14 protein-coding genes are annotated in these 17,473 nt (G+C 52.9%); 4 read left to right on the top strand and 10 right to left on the bottom strand.

Annotated features, from left to right (window positions below; all coding sequences use genetic code 11):
• Positions 1–16: 16 nt before the first annotated feature.
• From QET93_RS12635 to QET93_RS12675, 9 genes are all read right to left on the bottom strand, one after another.
• Positions 17–877, bottom strand: a complete 861-nt coding sequence (locus tag QET93_RS12635) for a LysM peptidoglycan-binding domain-containing protein (protein WP_280132467.1) — start codon at positions 875–877, stop codon at positions 17–19.
• 82 nt (positions 878–959) lie between these two features.
• Entirely contained in the window at positions 960–2,267 is a 1,308-nt protein-coding gene (murD, locus tag QET93_RS12640) for a UDP-N-acetylmuramoyl-L-alanine--D-glutamate ligase (RefSeq protein ID WP_280132468.1), read from the bottom strand.
• A 4-nt stretch (positions 2,268–2,271) separates the two neighbouring features.
• Complete coding sequence (mraY, locus tag QET93_RS12645) at positions 2,272–3,375, bottom strand: phospho-N-acetylmuramoyl-pentapeptide-transferase (protein ID WP_280132469.1); 1,104 nt, start codon at positions 3,373–3,375, stop codon at positions 2,272–2,274.
• Entirely contained in the window at positions 3,372–4,751 is a 1,380-nt protein-coding gene (gene murF, locus QET93_RS12650; protein ID WP_280127442.1) for a UDP-N-acetylmuramoyl-tripeptide--D-alanyl-D-alanine ligase, read from the bottom strand. The genes mraY and murF overlap by 4 nt, the downstream gene beginning before the upstream one ends.
• 22 nt (positions 4,752–4,773) lie before the next feature.
• Positions 4,774–6,267 carry a UDP-N-acetylmuramoyl-L-alanyl-D-glutamate--2,6-diaminopimelate ligase gene (locus tag QET93_RS12655; RefSeq protein WP_280132470.1) on the bottom strand — a complete coding sequence of 498 codons (1,494 nt, stop codon included), beginning with the start codon at positions 6,265–6,267 and terminating at the stop codon, positions 4,774–4,776.
• Positions 6,264–8,390: a penicillin-binding protein 2 gene (locus tag QET93_RS12660; RefSeq protein ID WP_280132540.1), complete on the bottom strand. Its 2,127-nt coding sequence runs from the start codon at positions 8,388–8,390 to the stop codon at positions 6,264–6,266. Before QET93_RS12660 ends, QET93_RS12655 begins: the two co-directional genes overlap by 4 nt.
• Before the next feature lie 117 nt (positions 8,391–8,507).
• Positions 8,508–8,849, bottom strand: coding sequence for a hypothetical protein (locus QET93_RS12665; protein ID WP_280127444.1), 342 nt, complete (start codon positions 8,847–8,849; stop codon positions 8,508–8,510).
• A gap of 10 nt (positions 8,850–8,859) precedes the next feature.
• Positions 8,860–10,410 carry a 16S rRNA (cytosine(1402)-N(4))-methyltransferase RsmH gene (rsmH, locus tag QET93_RS12670; RefSeq protein WP_322190012.1) on the bottom strand — a complete coding sequence of 517 codons (1,551 nt, stop codon included), beginning with the start codon at positions 10,408–10,410 and terminating at the stop codon, positions 8,860–8,862.
• Positions 10,407–10,865, bottom strand: a complete 459-nt coding sequence (locus QET93_RS12675) for a division/cell wall cluster transcriptional repressor MraZ (protein ID WP_280127446.1) — start codon at positions 10,863–10,865, stop codon at positions 10,407–10,409. The genes rsmH and QET93_RS12675 overlap by 4 nt, the downstream gene beginning before the upstream one ends.
• A 154-nt stretch (positions 10,866–11,019) precedes the next feature.
• Between QET93_RS12675 and QET93_RS12680 the strand changes: the two genes are divergently transcribed.
• From QET93_RS12680 to QET93_RS12695, 4 genes are all read left to right on the top strand, one after another.
• Positions 11,020–11,799: an MBL fold metallo-hydrolase gene (locus QET93_RS12680; protein WP_280132472.1), complete on the top strand. Its 780-nt coding sequence runs from the start codon at positions 11,020–11,022 to the stop codon at positions 11,797–11,799.
• Between the two features lie 34 nt (positions 11,800–11,833).
• On the top strand, positions 11,834–12,493 hold the full coding sequence (locus tag QET93_RS12685) for a trimeric intracellular cation channel family protein (RefSeq protein WP_280127448.1): 660 nt from the start codon (positions 11,834–11,836) through the stop codon (positions 12,491–12,493).
• A gap of 79 nt (positions 12,494–12,572) precedes the next feature.
• Entirely contained in the window at positions 12,573–14,717 is a 2,145-nt protein-coding gene (locus QET93_RS12690; protein WP_280132473.1) for a glycoside hydrolase domain-containing protein, read from the top strand.
• 212 nt (positions 14,718–14,929) lie between these two features.
• On the top strand, positions 14,930–15,397 hold the full coding sequence (locus QET93_RS12695) for a hypothetical protein (RefSeq protein ID WP_280132474.1): 468 nt from the start codon (positions 14,930–14,932) through the stop codon (positions 15,395–15,397).
• A gap of 88 nt (positions 15,398–15,485) precedes the next feature.
• On the opposite strand, the gene QET93_RS12700 is transcribed toward QET93_RS12695, so the two are convergent.
• Positions 15,486–17,426, bottom strand: coding sequence for a beta-galactosidase (locus tag QET93_RS12700; RefSeq protein ID WP_280132475.1), 1,941 nt, complete (start codon positions 17,424–17,426; stop codon positions 15,486–15,488).
• Positions 17,427–17,473: the final 47 nt, after the last annotated feature.

Genomic DNA, 17,473 nt, shown 5'->3' on the forward strand with positions numbered 1-17,473 from the left:
TCCGTAAAACAGTTTTTTATTGCTTGGGGATTTTAATCTCCTGTCCAATCTTCACCTTGCGGGGATCGGTAATGTTGTTGTATTTTTGGAGAGAAGCCACGCTCACCTTGTACTGCCGGGCAACCTTGGACAAAGTATCGCCTCTTTTCATGACATAAACGACATCGGCATTGCGAATTGCTTCTTCCTGACGCGCTTGGATCACTTTTTCACGTTCTCCCGGCTTCATGGGAATCACAAGAGTTGCTCCACTTGCGAGAACAGCACCGGGGTTGACGGTTTTGAGGCCTTCAACCGTGCAGTTATTATCCCTGGCAATACTTTCCCAGGTATCCCCCGTTGCGATGATATGACGGGCAGGGCCAGGTTCGATCACGGCAACCGAACCGGACGAAGCCGGCTGATCATTCCGAGAAACAGTTGGAGCCGACACTGCCGGACGATTCGAGGCAACGGACGGCTGAACCGCCTGTCCGCCCGATGTTCCATCCACGGGCAGGGCAAGAGGGATTTGCTCTTGTCCGGAGGAAGAATGCGGCTGGGATACGGCAGGAGGAACTTCCGCCATAGAATTCTTATCTGTGATCAGAGGTGCCCCGGTCGGAGTTTGCGTCTGGGCTGTCGTCTGTTGCTGCTGAAGCGGCTGGTTTTGCTGAGGCTGCTCCTGCGTCTGGGTAGCCGTATTCTGGGCAACGGGAATATTGACCCGGGTTTCGGCTTCGTCTTTCTTCAAGGAACCGCGCAACCAGACGCCGCCGATCACGATCAAGTGGATGAGCAACACGCCCACCAGAATACGCACAATCGTGCTGCTGGGAGTATCGTCCTCAAACTCGGAAATACGGCTTCGGTAACGGGTTACCTTGCCCTGAAACATTTTGGAAAATCCCCTTTTCGGGGGAACCCTTTTAACAACAGTCCTATCTTTGGATGTGTTCTTGTGCATGGAAATCGTGTTTCTACTGTTGAGAGGTTAATGCTAATACGGCGGTCCGGAATACCTGTCCGCGTTGGACGTATCCGGTAAACATATCAAATGAAGAGGTTCCCGGGGAAAACAAAACAATGTCTCCCGGCTGTGCAAGTTTCTGAGCCCGCCGGACGCAGGCTTCGACATCGCTTTCCCGGTAAGTAGGAACGACCGGAGAAAACTCAGAATACAACTGTTCCCGGATCTGCCCGAATACAACTGCCGCACGGACTTTTTCACGGAGTAAGGGGAGCAGCGACACATAATCCAGCCCCTTGTCTTTGCCTCCGGCAATCAACACCACAGGCGCTTTCTGCGACTTGATCGCCGCCACAAGAGCATGCAGATTGGTCGCCTTGGAATCATTCAGCCACATCACTCCGTCCAGATAACGAACCAATTCGCAACGGTGTCCAGGAGGTGTAAATCCGCGGATGGCGGCAAGGATAACGTCCTCATCCACACCCAGCGCACGGCAGGCCAGGAAGGCAGCCATCACGTTCTCCGTGTTGTGCGTCTGATTCATCAGGGTTTCCGTAAGATCCACGACAATGGAATCGCTTTCCATAACGACACCGTCGCGGCAGGTCAGCGTTGCAGGCAAACCTTCCGTAGAGAAAGTCAGCGTACGGGCTTTCAGTGCCGGGAGATTTTCTCCGGCACGGACGACAGCCCAGTCGGCTTCCGTCTGATTATCGAATATGTGCAATTTGTCGTTGCGGTAATCCTCAACGGATCGATACCGGTCCATGTGGTCCGGAGCAAAATTCAGCCAGACGGCCACATCGGGGTGGAAATCGCGGATACCGGCCAACTGGAACGAACTCGATTCCAATGCCAGAACTTCCGGTATTTCGTTCCGCAAAAGCAATTCCGAAACCGGGATCCCGTAGTTACCGCAAGCTACGGCTTTCAACCCGGCGGAAAGCAGAATTTTCTCAATCAGCGCCGTCGTCGTCGTTTTGCCATTCGTACCGGTAATGGCAATAATGCGGCCTTGGTAAAAACGGGCGGAAAATTCAAATTCTCCAATACATTCTCCGGCACGGCTGGAAAAAGCCAAGGCAAATGGGCAGTCGGGTTCCACTCCGGGAGACATGACCACCAAATCAGCGCCAAAGCGTTCGGCGTCCTCATTTCCGGCATGTTCGACCAACGGTACAATTTCATGCCACTCACTCACGGAAGCAGAATCAAAAACGCACACATCCGCACCCCGGCTCTTGGCCAGAAGTGCGGCGGCTTTTCCACTACGGCCCGCGCCGAGCACGGCAACCTTTAACGATTGAAGATTCATGGAATTATTGAATAACGATACAAGTTAAACCGATTATGGCCAGAATCAGCCCGATCATCCAGAAGCGGACGATAACCTGCGTTTCCTTCCAGCCTCCCAATTCGAAGTGATGATGGATAGGAGCCATCCTGAAAATGCGTTTCCCACGCGATTTGAAGCAGGCCACCTGCAAAACGACGGATGTGGCTTCCATCACAAAAACCCCGCCAATAACAACAAACAACAATTCCTGAGCCGTACAAATGGCCGCCATACCCAATGCACCCCCAATCGCAAGAGATCCCGTATCTCCCATGAAAACCCTGGCCGGATAACAGTTATACCACAGAAAGCCCAGGCAAGCTCCGACAAGAGCCATCATCATCACGCTCATTTCCAGCACCATCGGGTGATTTGGCAAGTGGGAAAACGATGCAGCCAGAGGAGGATACCCCACAATAACGGCAATCATGGCATAGGCAACGCCCGCCGTAACCGCACAACCTGATGCCAATCCGTCCAAACCATCCGTGAGGTTGACAGCGTTGGATGCCGATACCAGTACCAGGGCGCAAAACGGTATGCAAAGCCAGCCCATGTCGATAGCTCCGTAAAACGGGATATAGAGCTGACTGATCAGTTCGGGATAAGGGAGACGGGAACCGGCATCGGGCCAGACATACAGGAAAGCGGCAGCTAGTAAACTCACACCCCACTGGTATGCCAGCTTCACCCGGGCGGAAACACCGTCCGAGTTCTTCTTCTTAACCTTCATGTAATCATCCCAAAATCCCAATCCACCCAAAGCCAGCATCACCGCCATACTGGTGCCCAACACACTGTTCCATTCCGCACACAGAATAGTTGCCAGCAGGGTTCCTCCCAGAATCAGGACACCGCCCATTGTCGGAGTCCCGGCTTTGGCCCCGTGCAATTCCGCCAGTTTATGAACTTCTTCCGCCGTACGGATCGGTTGTCCGACCTTCAGGGAAATCAACTCGCGTATGACGCGAGGACCGACGAGGATGACGAACAAGAAAGAAATCGCACAAGCCAGCAAAGAACGAGTCAAAGGACTTCCCATGAAGTCCGATCCGGCAAAAGTGATTTGAATGAGAGATGAAGTCATGGTTGGTCACTGAAAATTTGGTTCATTACAAGTTCCATGCTGGAAGAGCGGCTCCCTTTGAACAAAACGGTATCCCCAGGTAAGATTTGGTCTTTCAGCCACGCGGCGGCGGCTTCACGGGTATCGAACTGTACGGACACGGGCATATCACGGGCGGCTTCCGCCATGCCGGACATTTCCGGACCGACGCAAACCAATGCGTCCAAACCACATTGTGCAGCATGCTCGCCGACACGGCGGTGGGCTTCATCGGCAAAGTCGCCCAACTCTCCCATCCTGCCAAGAACAGCCCAGCGGCGTCCCTTCACCCCATTCATCATAGACAGGGTATCCAAGGCGGCAACCATGGATTCCGGATTGGCATTGTAGGTGTCATCCACGACAAGAACCCCGCGGTCGACAAAACATCTCAGGCGCCCTCCTGTCAATGAGGCTTCGGCAAGCCCTCTGGCAATCGCATCCGCCTCCATTCCGAGAAACCAACCCGTTGCCGCAGCCAGCAGAGAATTGGACACCATATGGCGGCCATGGACATTCAACCGCACTTCCCGGCGGCAGAATCCGTCAATAACCAAGGTATAGCGCGACCCATGTTCATCAAAGGAAACATTTTCCGCCCGGACATCGCCCATTCCTATCCCGACGGCAATGCAACGAGCCTTCGTCGAGGAACGAATCAACCGGGCATAATCGCAATCCGCCGGATAAATCATGGCACCGTCTTCAGGCAAGCTCCGCGCCAACGTACATTTTTCTTCCGCAATGGCGTCCCGGGAACCGAGAAATTCAATATGGGCCGAACCAATCGACGAAATCAAGCCGACGAAGGGGCGGGTCATCGCACACAAAGGAGACAATTCCCCTGCGTGGTTCATCCCCATCTCCCAAATGGCGGCGGTATCCTGAGGAGATCCCTTCAAAATGCTGAGAGGAACGCCGATATGGTTGTTGAAATTACCCTTCGTCGCCGTCACCCGGAAAGCCTGGGAAAGGACTCCAAGTGTCAGATCTTTCGTCGATGTTTTACCACTGGAACCTGTCACGCCGACGACCACCAGCGAAGACAGGCAATCCCGCCACCAACCGGCCAGTTGTTGCAAGGCAACCAGCGTATCTTCCACCACAATCACCGCGCAGTCCGAGGAATCCACTTCGACGGGACGGCTTACCACAACGGCCGAAGCCCCCCTGGATGCAGCCTCGGAAGCAAATGCGTTACCGTCGAACTTCTCTCCGCTCAAGGCAAAAAAGATCATTCCCTTCTCCACAACCCGGCTATCCGTACCAACCGTACCGCCAAGGACGCAATCTCCCGCTCCCGAGAACAAAGTTCCCTGGATGATGCAGGCCAATTGCGAGGAGGTCAGGTTATACATAAATGGGAAAAGGGAGGGATCATTATTGCTCCAGAGTCCCGGTTTCGGGCATCAGAGCACGGCGGATATGGACAAAATCGTTGAAGTCAATTCGTCCATCGGCAAATTCCTGATAGGTTTCATGTCCCTTGCCGGCGATCAGGATAATATCGCTTTTGGCAGCCAGTGCCGCAGCTTGCTTGATGGCTTCGGCACGATCGGCAATCGCGACAACGCCCTTCTCCGGCATGCCGGAAATGATGTCGCGGATGATGTCCTCCGGAGTCTCGCTCCGGGGATTGTCGGAAGTCACAATACAAAAATCCGAATAGCGGGCAGCCACAGCTCCCATCCGGGGACGTTTGCCCTTGTCGCGGTCGCCTCCGCACCCGAACACGGTAATCAACTTACCGGTGCAAAGTTCCTTGAGCGTCTTACAGACATTCTCCAAAGCATCCGGCGTATGGGCATAATCGACAAACGCATGTACGTTTTCGCGGTTGCCGGCAAGCTCCATTCTTCCTGGAACCTGCGGACAGTCGACCAAAGCTGCAACCGCTTCGCGAACAGGGATTCCGGCACAAACGGCTCCGGCAAGAGCAGCCAGGCCATTGTACATGTTAAACCGTCCGATCAAAGGCAAACGCACCAAATAGGACCTGTTTTTGTAAACCAGCTCGAATTCACTGCCCCTCGCGGAAATATGATGAGGAATCATCCGGAAATCGGCAGCAAAAGACGAACCAAACGTTTTAACCGTCAGTCTGGAAGAAAACATCTCAACCAGTCTGCGACCATAGGCGTCATCCACATTGACCAAGGCAACAGGTTTTTTCCGACCGCCCTGGGATGCCATTTGTTCGAAAAGGGACGCTTTCGCCATAAAGTAATCCTCCATGGTCTTGTGGTAGTCCAAATGATCCTGGGTCAAATTGGTGAAAATGCCTATATCGAATTCCACTCCGGCCACACGCTGCTGGCTTAAGGCATGGGAAGAAACTTCCATGACAACGCCGCGGCACCCGTTATCCACCATCTGTTCCATCATGTCCGCAAGTTCCAGGGGACCGGGAGTCGTCTGCACGGAAGGATAGCGTTCGCAGCCATTGTCGCACACGACAGTACCGATCAATCCGGCACGGTCCCAGCACTTGCGGAACAAGGCCTGCACCATATAAGAAGTTGTCGTTTTTCCGTTCGTTCCCGTCACTCCGACTACCTTCATAGCCCGAGAGGGGAATTTATGCCAAGCCGCGGCAAGCACGCCTGCCGCCCTGTGGGCATCCGTGACACGAACCCAAGAGACCTTGGCATCCAAATCGGCAGGAGCTGCTTTTTCGGAAATGACGGCACGGGCTCCCTGGCGTACTGCCGCAGGGATAAAATCCGCCCCGTTCACCCTGGTTCCCGGTATGGCAATATAGCATGTTCCCGGCTGAACCTTGCGGCTGTCCACTTCAACGCGTGAAATGTTGACTTCTTCGGAACCGGCAACCCGGCAACCGGGCAGGGATTTTAACAATGTCTTCAGTTTCATGCGCTACGTTTCTTGGTACGGGGTGAGGGCGATAAGGTTTTTTTAACTTTTTTTCTGCTGGAAGAAGCTACCGTTTTTTTCAACTGCCGTTTCTTCACAGGAGGAGGCGTAACCGCCGGCGTTGCCGGAGGAGCATCCGTCCGGGCCATTCGGCCCGTGCCTTGTATAGGGGTGGTTTGAGGAACATTCAATGCCGCAGCCAATCTTCCTGCAACATTTTTGAAAATCGGAGCACAAACAGTACCGCCGCCCGGATGGCAATCCGTCGGATGCGGATCATCTACAACGACAAGACAGACGAATGCCGGATCAGCGGCAGGCAGCAATCCTACAAAAGAAACCGTATAGCGGTTGTCATAATACCCCCCATGTTCCTTAACCTTGTGGGCAGTCCCCGTCTTTCCGCCGATCTGGTATCCGGGTACGTTTCCGCGATGGGCGGTTCCCCCCTCCCCTGCAACGCGGGCAAGGGCATCTCTCATGGCGCGAGAAGTCGATTCCTTCATCACCCGCCTTACTTCCTCCGGCTGGCGGCGTTCGACAATAGTACCGTCGCTATCGTAAATGACATCCACAAGCCGCGGTTTCATTAAAACGCCACCGTTAGCCACGGCCGCATAAGCCATAGCAACCTGAAGCGGAGTCACCATGACGGAATAACCGTAGGTAATTCGGGAGAAGTTGGAGAAGTTATTTCCATCCTGACACTGGCTCTGTGCTTCCGAAGGCAATTCGATTCCCGTTTTCTTGCGGAACCCGAATGCTTCCAGATACTTCTTATACACATTCCAGCCACCTGCCCGGCACCCGATGCGGAAAGCACCGGGGTTACTGGATTTCTTCAAAACGTCCGCCACAGACAACATGCCATAATGCCGGGGAGCATCCGATACGGGTTTCGATCCCGGTACGGGCGCAGTCGAACAATCAATCATCGAATTAAACGTCAACTTACCCGTATCCACTGCAGAAGTAACTGAAACGAGCTTGAAAGTCGAACCCGGTTCATACAGTCCCTGGACAGCAAAATTGAGCGCCCCTTCCTGCATGTTCTCCTTGGTATTGAGGTTGAACTGGGGACGGCTGGCCATGGCGAGAATATTTCCCGTGTGCGGTTCTACAACGATGATCGTACCCCGGGGAGCATGGTAATAAGCAAGTCCCTTATCCAATTCCTCCTCAACGATCGTCTGAAGTTCCATATTGATGGTCAGCTTGATGTTCAGCCCATCGACCGGAGGTTTGAACCTGTCGTCCTTGGAGGGGATAATCTGTCCGCGGTTGTTACGGCGGGATTCGCGAAACCCCTTCTGTCCCACCAGGTAGGGATCCATCGTCTTTTCCAGTCCGGCAACACCGTTCAGCAAGGGAGAACCTTCCGTCAATTGACCAACATAACCGAGAATATGCGTCAAACACGTCGGAGCCACGTAAACGCGCTTCCAGATCGTCTCGCATTTGAAGCCCTGCACGCGTGCATCCTGAAGGGCTTGCTTGATCAACTCGGCTTTTTCTTCCGGCAGATTCTGAGCAATAACCAGACGCATCTGCTGTTTTCCGACATTGTCCTGCCTCAACTTGGCAAATAGTTCCTCATATGTAACACCCTCCAGAAAGGGCGCAATCACGGCAGCGGCATAACTCATATGCTCCCGGATATAGGACTCGGCAATATCGCAGTCATACAATTTCTCAAGCCGTTCATGAATCGTCGTTTTGACATCCTCCGCTTTTACGATGGAATTGGCCTTGGAGTCGTCGGAAAGAAGTAATTGGGCAAGCTTATATTCCGGATCTCCGTCTTTTTTCGTAGCAGCCTGGGCAAGCAGGCGGGAACGGTATTTGGAGACCAGTTTCTCGCGACCGGCTTCATCCAGCGTCGCCCACTTGTCCGAATGGACCGCCTTGGAGTAGGCCAGCCCCCATGTGATGAGCCTGGGGTCGTTCAAATGATAAACATCGGCAACCAACTCCGATGTCTGGACGTTGGTCGTCAGAACTTCCTCCTGGGAATCCATGATCAATCCCCTCCTCGCAGGAAATTCTTCTATTTCAGCAAGTCTGCGGCCATAATACGGACCATTATCCGAGGCATGGACAATCTGAATATCCACCAACTTCATCCCCAACAACGAAACGACCCCCCCGGCCACGCAACAAAGGACGAGGCAACGATTCGCAAAAAAGGACTTTGTCGGAGAAGGCACGAATAGGAGAACAAAGGGGAAAAGGAATTGTACTTATTTAGCGGCCATAGCCGGCTGGCTGTTGTCGCGGCGGATGGACTCAATCTGCCCAGGTTGGATTTCCTGCAGAATGGATTTGTTCTGAGCAAGCCGGTCACGTATCGCCCAACGACTTGTATTCGTAGCGATTTTGGCCCGGTAATGATTCATGTTCAGTTCACAGGAAGTTATTTCAACATTCATGCGTTCAATATCGCGCTGGGTATCTATCTGTTCGTTTTTTAACACGCCGATACATACTCCTGCGGAACATAACATAACGGCAAAACAAACCAGCCAGACGATGAAACCCAGACTTACCTGGTGGTCTTTGCGACGGGAATTGAAGCGGCTCATAATAAATAAATTAGTCGGTTGTTTTTTCTACACCGCGCAACTTGGCGCTGCGGGATCGGGGGTTAAGAGATAATTCCCGTTCATCCGCCACAATCGGGCGACGGGTCAACAATTGAAAACAGTAATCGGGATTGGGCCTTGGTTCCGGCCATTCCTTGCGGTCGATTTCACGGCGGCTGTGCAGATCGAAGAACTGCTTGACACGGCGGTCTTCCAGACTGTGGAAGGTGATGACAGCCATCTTCCCCCCTTTCCGGAGAAGTTTGACGGAAGCATCCAGTAAATCGTCCAGGGCGCCTAACTCGTCGTTGACTGCAATGCGTAATGCCTGGAATGTGCGTGTGGCAGGATGCTGCTTGCCCTTGCGAGGCAATACGGAAGAAACAATACCGGCAAGCTGGAGCGTCGTCGTGATCGGAGCTGCGGAACGGGCTTTGACAATGGCCCGTGCGATCGCGCGGGAAGCGCGTTCCTCGCCGTATTCCCACAGGATTCCGGCGATTTCTTCTTCAGGAGCGGAGTTGACGATATCCGCAGCGGATTTTCTCAACTCCGGCCCCATACGCATATCAAGCGGCCCATCTTCCCGGAAAGAAAAGCCGCGTTCAGCCGTGTCCACTTGATGAGAGGATATACCGAGGTCGGCAATAATACCGTCTACCTTGTCCACTCCCTGTTCGGTCAGCAAAGCTTCCATATCCCGGAAATTGCCGGCCAAAGTCTTGAATCTGCCGCCGAAGCGCGCCAGGCGCAGAGTTGCCGCGCGTCGGGCATCCGGATCCTGATCAATGCCCCAGACGGTAGCGCCTCGTTCCAGCATCAACTCCGTATGGCCTCCACCGCCAAGAGTCGCATCAACAATCAACTTTCCTTCCTCCGGATCAACAAGATTGACAGTCTCCTCCAAAAGTACGGTTACATGACTGAAAGCAAGTTCTTTACTGGAGAATTCATGCCCATCCTGCACAGCAGGAGCGATCACTTCTCCGGCTTCGGAAACCAATGAGTCTATAAACCGCTTCTGTTCTTCCGGACGAACGGAACGTCCATAGAAGTTCTCACCCATAGAGGGAGCAGCCAGCCTCCACATGCGCACGCATGCGTCGATGCCGCATTCCCCGGTCAATCCCATCAACACATGAGCATGGTTCCCGAACATGCCTGCGGCAATCAACTGATAGCCTTCTCCGGCTTCCAGAGCCTCCAGAAGAGCCAGGCGTTCAGAGGGGGACTCCACTCCATGACGGCCTTCCGCCAGTACGCGTTCCACAATCGTCTCAAACGTTCCGTTCAAGCGTTCCCCCAATTCGGCAAGTTTCCCGTAGGCTCCTTTCTGTCCAGCCCGACTCATTTCTTCAGCATTGGCAGCCTTGGCGGCATTCCAAGCCGAGACATCTTCAGGAGAAAGAGCACCATCCGTCCAGAACGTCACCAGATATCCCGGAGTTTCCAGCTCGTTTCCCGTCACGATACAAATGCCATCCGCCCCCACGATCCACCCGGGACGCTGAAATAATTCCGCGTCCTGGAGGGACATCGTTTTGTATTCGGGGGTCTTCATTGGAAAATTCCAAATTCTGCACTGAACTCTTCCAGCCTGGCTTTTTCGAGGCATTCAAATTCGTCGTAAATATCCGGTCTCCAGATTTCGAAGTAGGATCCGCGACCGACAAGTCTGACTTCTCCGGACAAATTCGCCTGTTCGCACATTTTTTTAGGAATCAGCATTTTGCCCTGGGCACTAATCACCGTCTCAACACATTCGGCATACAGGCGCCCGATCACCATTTCTTTGATTGCGGGAGTCTTGTCCGAACTACGTACCATCGCCACATACTCGTCGAACTTCGCGTGAGTCAGGGCCTTGATCATCTTCAGTCCTTCCTTCTTGGCTTCCAGCAACAGCAAGGGGCACCCCTCGCCCGGCTCCCATTCAGAGGGAATCGCAACGCGATTCTTGGGGTCGAGTTTGTGGATAAACTTGCTACGCAGTTCACTGGAAATACCTTTAAGCATCACATGAGATACACTTCAGTGCATTTCAATACACTTCAATACCTGTCAAAAGTCAATCACGCATGTTAAAAAAGAGAGGTTTTAGGCAAAAAAAAATCCGGGAAGAACGATTTGGGCGCTTGCGACTCCGCAAAGCTCTGCTAAAATCGCGCCCATGTTGGATTTCTGTGTATTGGGCAGCGGTAGTTCCGGGAACGCCTCCGTCATTCGTACCCAAAACACAATGATACTGATTGATGCCGGTTTCAGCGCCCTTCGTCTGAAAAAAAAGTTGGAAGAATTACGTATCGGCCTAGAGAGTATCAGTGCCATCCTTCTGACTCACGAACACACCGATCACAGCCAAGCCCTCGGACAGATTACTAAAAAGTATAAAATTCCCGTCATGGGAACGCGGCACACATGCATGTACTTGAAGGAAAAAGCCCCGAACGCTTCGTGGATCAATTTTGAAAAGGGCTCCAGCTTCCAGATCGGCGACATCACCGTCATGCCATTCGCCACATCACACGATGCCGTAGATCCGGTCGGGTTCAGAATGGCAACCACGGACGGTACACTCGGATTCCTCTCCGACACAGGCTGCTGCAATACAGCCATTGCCCGTAGCCTGGAACATGTCGATGCCCTCTACATCGAATCCAACTACGATCCCCATCTTCTTGAAACTACACCCAAGCGTCCCTGGCCTCTCAAACAGCGCATTGCATCACGCCACGGCCACCTCTCCAATCAGCAAGCCGCCGAGTTCGTTGAACAAATTGCTCATGGCGGACTTCGCCACATCATCCTGGGACATTTGAGCGGCGAAAGCAACACGGAGGAAATCGCCATGGAAACCATGGCGCGAACCATAACCAGGACAGGATTCTCCGATACTACCCTCAGTTGTTCCCGCCAACACGAAATCCTTCCCTGGATTTCCGTCGGGTAATCAGCCTTTTACTTTTCCTCCTTCCTTTTTCCAGATGTTCCTGAGCTCTTGCGAAATCATCAGCACGATTGTTGCAGCCATCGCCGGCTCCATTGCATCGTCGCGCGTCAAAATGGATCTGTTCGGCGTCATTGTCACAGGAACCATAGCCGCTCTGGGAGGAGGTACCATCCGTGACATTTTGCTCGGATTGCCCGTTTACTGGACTGTGCCCACGGGTGAAAATTTCCTGCTTATTTCCGGCGTCACATGTTTCATCACCTTCTTCACCGCCCAGAAATATCCTCCTCCCCTGGGCACCATCCGCATTGCAGACGCCATCGTCCTGGCCCTCTTCGGCGTTATCGGGACGGAAAAATCCATTCTGAACGGTTTCGGTCCGGCTGTTTCCATCGTCATGGGTATCTGTACGGGGATAGCCGGGGGGCTTCTGCGAGATGCCCTCACGGGCAATGTGCCGTACGTCTTCCGTCCCGGCGAACTGTACGCCACGGCCGCCTTCCTGGGATCGGCCACCTATGTATTGCTGGACATGTTCAACGTCGATAATTCCGTCTGTTTCATCACCGGTTTCTGGATCACCCTGCTCGTACGCCTTGCCTCCATCCATTGGAATTGGAACCTGCCATCCCATCAGCCGATGTTCCGGACAGTCACCAGGAAAAGCCCCCCTCTCCCGCCCCAGTCCGAGTGAGGATTCCTCTCCTCATAAACAGCATCCCCCCCAAGTTCCACTGAAAGAAAGCAAGTTTCTTCACGTACTAGTAATTACCATGAATCCCAAGAGTTTTCTGATCACGTATGCCGCAGTTTCCCTGTCGCTTCTAAGTGCGGCCGCCTACTCTCCCAATCGCCATCCTGTCCCGGAACCTACACTGCCCCAGACAAATAATTCCCTCTCGACCAACCTTTTCCAGCATGCCAAAGTTACGGCGAGCGGAGTTTACAAAGATTTTCTTCCGGAACTGGCCGTCGACGGCAATGCATCCGACAGCGGCAAATACTGGGGTTGCGAAAACCTTCCTGTCTGGCTTCAGGTCGATATGGGGAAACCCCAATCTCTTTCCTCCATCCGATTCTGGCCTTATTGGGCCGACGGACGCATCTACCAATTTAAAATCGAAGGTTCCAAAGACGGTAAAGTTTGGAAAACACTCGTCGACCAAAGCGCCAATTCCATTTCCGGTACGGCGGACGGCAGTACCTACACTTTCCCTGCCACTACTGTCCGGTACGTCCGCACGACAATCACCAACAACTCCGCCGGCAAACAATCCGGCGGACATATCGTCGAAATTCAAGGCTTTGCCGAATCCGATCACGCCGGACTGCAGGCTATTCCCATCTCAGCCGACGAACGCCAACCGGGAGATCGTCCAATCGACCCTTCCCGTATCCAGCCGGGTATCATCGACACGGCCTGGAGGGGAGAACGAGTCAATGGACAAATTGCCATCTCCGGAGACGGAGGGTTACAACAAGTTCGCCTCTCGACACAGCCTCTTATCGGACCGGATGGAACTCAAATTCCTGTTTCCGCCTCATTCGTGCGCTTCACCGGAGCCGACAAAGATGCTATCGCCGACATTATTGATCCGGATTGGGACAGAATCGACATCCCGGCCGGGCAAATCCGCTCTGTATGGGTCCAGGCCGATATCCCGGTTCAAACAGTTCCCGGTGCATATAAAGGCGTCGTTTCCGTCCATTCCCAAGGGCAGAAATCCATTGACATCCCCATCAAGATCAATGTCATGAAGGCGGCACTTCCGCCAGCCAAAGACTGGACTATGCACCTTGATCTCTGGCAGCACCCGGAAGCAGTCGCCCGCTGGCATGACGTCAAACCATGGTCCAAGGAACATTTCGATCTGATGCGACCTCTCATGAAGCGCCTGGCGGATGCCGGACAAAAGACCATCACCTGTTCCCTGATCCATGAAGCATGGAACGAGCAAACCTACGACTGGTGGCCCTCCATGATCGAATGGATCAAAAATACAGACGGCACCATGAGCTACGACTACACCAATTTCGACAAGTGGGTCGACTTCATGAGCAACGACATCGGCATGAAAGACGCCTTCATCAACTGCTACACCATGGTTCCCTGGTCGATGAAGCTCCGCTACCTCGACAAGGCCAGCGGTGAATACAAGGAACAACCACTCAACCCCGACAATGCCGAATACGAAGCCATTTGGGGACCATTTCTCACCGATTTCGTCAAACACCTCAAACAGAAAGGCTGGCTGGAACGTACCTGCATCGGCCTTGATGAACGCCCCGACAAAATGGTCGCCGCAGCTCAGAAACTGCTTGATCAATACACCCCGGGCATGCGTATGGTTTCCGCCTTCAACCACCCTACCTCCATGACGGATAGGGTTTATGATCTCTCCATCAGTATCACCCATGCGGATACCGTCGGCAAAGTACTTGAAGCCCGGAAGAAGAAAGGCCAAAAGACGACTTTTTATATCTGCTGCTCGCCAGCCAAGCCCAATACTTTCACTAAATCCTCACTAGCCGAATCGGAATGGCTCGGTATCTTCGCCGCCGCCAACAATCTGGACGGCATCCTGAGATGGGCTTATAATTCCTGGGGCAGAAACCCCTTGGAAACCACCGATTTCGGCAATTGGAAGCCAGGCGACTGTTACCTCGTCTATCCAGGAAACCGCAGTTCTCTGCGTTTTGAAAAACTCCGTGACGGTCTCGAAGATTTCGAGAAAATCACAATCCTCAGAAAGCAGGCAGCATCTCCCAAGGCCAGCGCCGAATTCAAAAAGGCTGTTTCAGACATGAACGTTCTTCTCAAGGAACTCTTCACCGTCAAACGCAGCTCCGGCAACCAGCACAAGGACGATATCATCCGTGCCCGCGCCGCCATTAACAAAGCATCCGCCTTAAGCTAACGGAATCGCATTCAATCTCTCCGATCACGGGCAATCTCCTCTCGCCAGGCGGTTGCCCATGATGTTTTCAAGGGATAATCTCCTTTACTCCATGACGGGATTTCCTTACTCATTTGAGAATCGAATATGGGAAAAAGCGAAAATTCGAATTGGGTCTCAGTCTTACTCTGGTACTTACATTGTTAGCTATCCCGTTTTATTTCAAGGGGAATATGGGGTCGCAACTGGATTTTCATCCGTCATGGAACGAGGCAGAACGAACTCAAATCCAGCAATGCTACAACAGATTCATCACAATCGCCGACCTCATCACCCCTGAGGCGAGCAGGGAGTTCGTCCAATATTATTTCGATAGCAAATGGGGCAATACTGTATTGTTGGGAATTTACGACATCCTGTATCCTTTCTCACATCAAGTTGTGCAAGAATACCTGACAGGAGACACGCGAAAAATGATTAAGTCAACAGCAGAAACCGGCAATGCCAGTCTGACGGACGAAAATAATTCCTCCCTGCTCATATTCTCCCTCGCTATGGGAGAATATGAACTCGCTCAATCCCTTGTCAAATGCGGTGCAGATGTCAATCTGCACTCACGGGTTCCCTTCATAATAGACATGCCGGGCGATACTCCTTTATCGTGGGCCGTCTCCACCAGAATCTGCGACCAAGCAACTTGAGAAAATGAATCCATAGAACATCAAAGAGCCGCTCCCGAAGAAGCGGCTCTGATGGAATTGTCTAACGTATCCGGATTCGTCTACTTGATTACCATTCGTTATTCAGGTTTTTCGTCTCGACCTTGCCGGGCTCCTTATTGCGTTCGGTCATGCCGCGTACGGGCTGAGGTTCGGTTTCAACAAGATCAAGGATGTCGATCTGGTTCTTGCCGGAACGCAGAACCGTAGCCGGAACATACAAGCGAAGCTGAGGCCCGATGTTCCAGTAACGCCCCATGTTGTGGCCATTGACCCAGAGGTAGCCTTTGGTGTACTTCGACATGTCGAGGAAAGTATCCTGCGGTTTTTCAAGATTGATCACAGCACGGAAATGAGCTCCCTTGCGGGCTCCGGTCCCCTTTTTGGTAGCAGGAGCATTCACGATGGTTTCTGGAGCCAAAGGCATGGGTTTGACGATCCAGCCTGTCAACTTTTTATCGCCCAGCTTGACATCGCCATGAAGCCCCTTGCGGTCCTTTTCCATACCAATGGTAAAGTTGACGTGCCCCATGGCTTCCACAAGGATTTCCAGAGTGGCCGTCTTCTTACGTGCAGGGATTTCCAGAGATTTTTTACCTTCGCGCCTGTCGAGGGTACCCACCGGTTTGCCGTCGAGGTACACCATGGCGTAATCGTTGGCATGATCCAGCGTCAGGGTTTCGGCAGGGCCTGCCGGGATAGTCGTTTTGTAGATAGCCATCCCTTGATTCTGTCCCCACATTTCAAAATAGGGAGGAGTATCATACTTTTTCGCAAATGCCCTGGGTTGATTATCCCAGAGTCCGGCATGGAAGACGGGCTTGAATTCCGGAATTTCCATGGACGGGATTTCAGCAGGAACCTCGGGAATGCCGGCTTCCTTCGGCACCTTGGAAATAATGATATCGCGGATCTTCGTGTAGAATTCGTTGGGTCTGCCGTGTTCATCAATGGGAGATCCGTAGTCGTAACTGGTCAGATCGGGTTCATATTGTCCCGGCCCCCCGGTATTTGCACCTGCGGTCAGCCCAAAATTGGTTCCGCCATGTACGACAAACAGGCTAAAGGAACGCCCCTTGTCCATGAACCATTGGACATTGTCCACAATGCCGGGGGTGGGAGACCAATTGCCTTCTCCCCAGTGGCGAAGCCAACCGGGATAAGTTTCCGATGAAAAGACGGGAACACCGGGATTACACTTATTGGCTACATTCCAGGCAGCATCGTTAAGTCCGGGATCCAGACCGACAGCCACTCCGGGCAAGACGACTCCACGCAAAAAGCCTTCGCCGGCGCCATCGGATGTATAGAATGGGGCAAAGCCTTTCTTCGTCCAGAAATCCTTAAGCCATTCCATGTACTTGCGATCCTTGCGCTGGTAGCTGCCATACTCGTTTTCCAACTGGGTCATGAGAATGGGGCCGCCGTTCTTGGCCAGATACGGTTCTGCCACTTTGGCAATGGCATTCAGATAACGCTCCTGGGCCTTCATGAAATGGGCGTCCTCCGTCGTACGGATCTTCGCATTCGGATCCTTCAGCAAATAGGCAGGCAAACCGCCCAGATCCCATTCGCCACACACGTACGGCCCCGGACGGAAGAGAACCCACATACCTTCTTCCTGACAAATTTTGAGGAATTCGCCAATGTCGCGGTTTCCCGTTTTGAAGTCGAACGTACCATCGGGCTTTTCCAGATCATTCCAGAACACGTAAAAAGCAATCGTGTTGAGCCCCATAGCCTTGGCCATCTGAACTCTGTGACGCCAGTACTCCTTGGGGATACGCTGGGGGTGCATTTCGCCGCCACGAATCTGGAACGGTTTGCCGTTCAACATGAATTCACTATTGTCAGCCCCTCCGAATCCAAACTGAACGGGAGCACCTTTCGTGGGCGCCGGGCGCTCGACATTGTTGGGAGCCTCTGGACCAGCCCACGAAGATGCTGCAAAGACAGCTCCCATTCCTACGGTCAGTGCGAGTTTCCCCGCATATTGATGAAACCGATACATAGGCCTGACTATATACCTTTTTCTTGATGAGGAAGACAAGCAAAAAG

The organism is Akkermansia sp. N21116 (assembly GCF_029854705.2).
In the GTDB taxonomy this organism is placed as follows: Bacteria; Verrucomicrobiota; Verrucomicrobiia; order Verrucomicrobiales; family Akkermansiaceae; genus Akkermansia.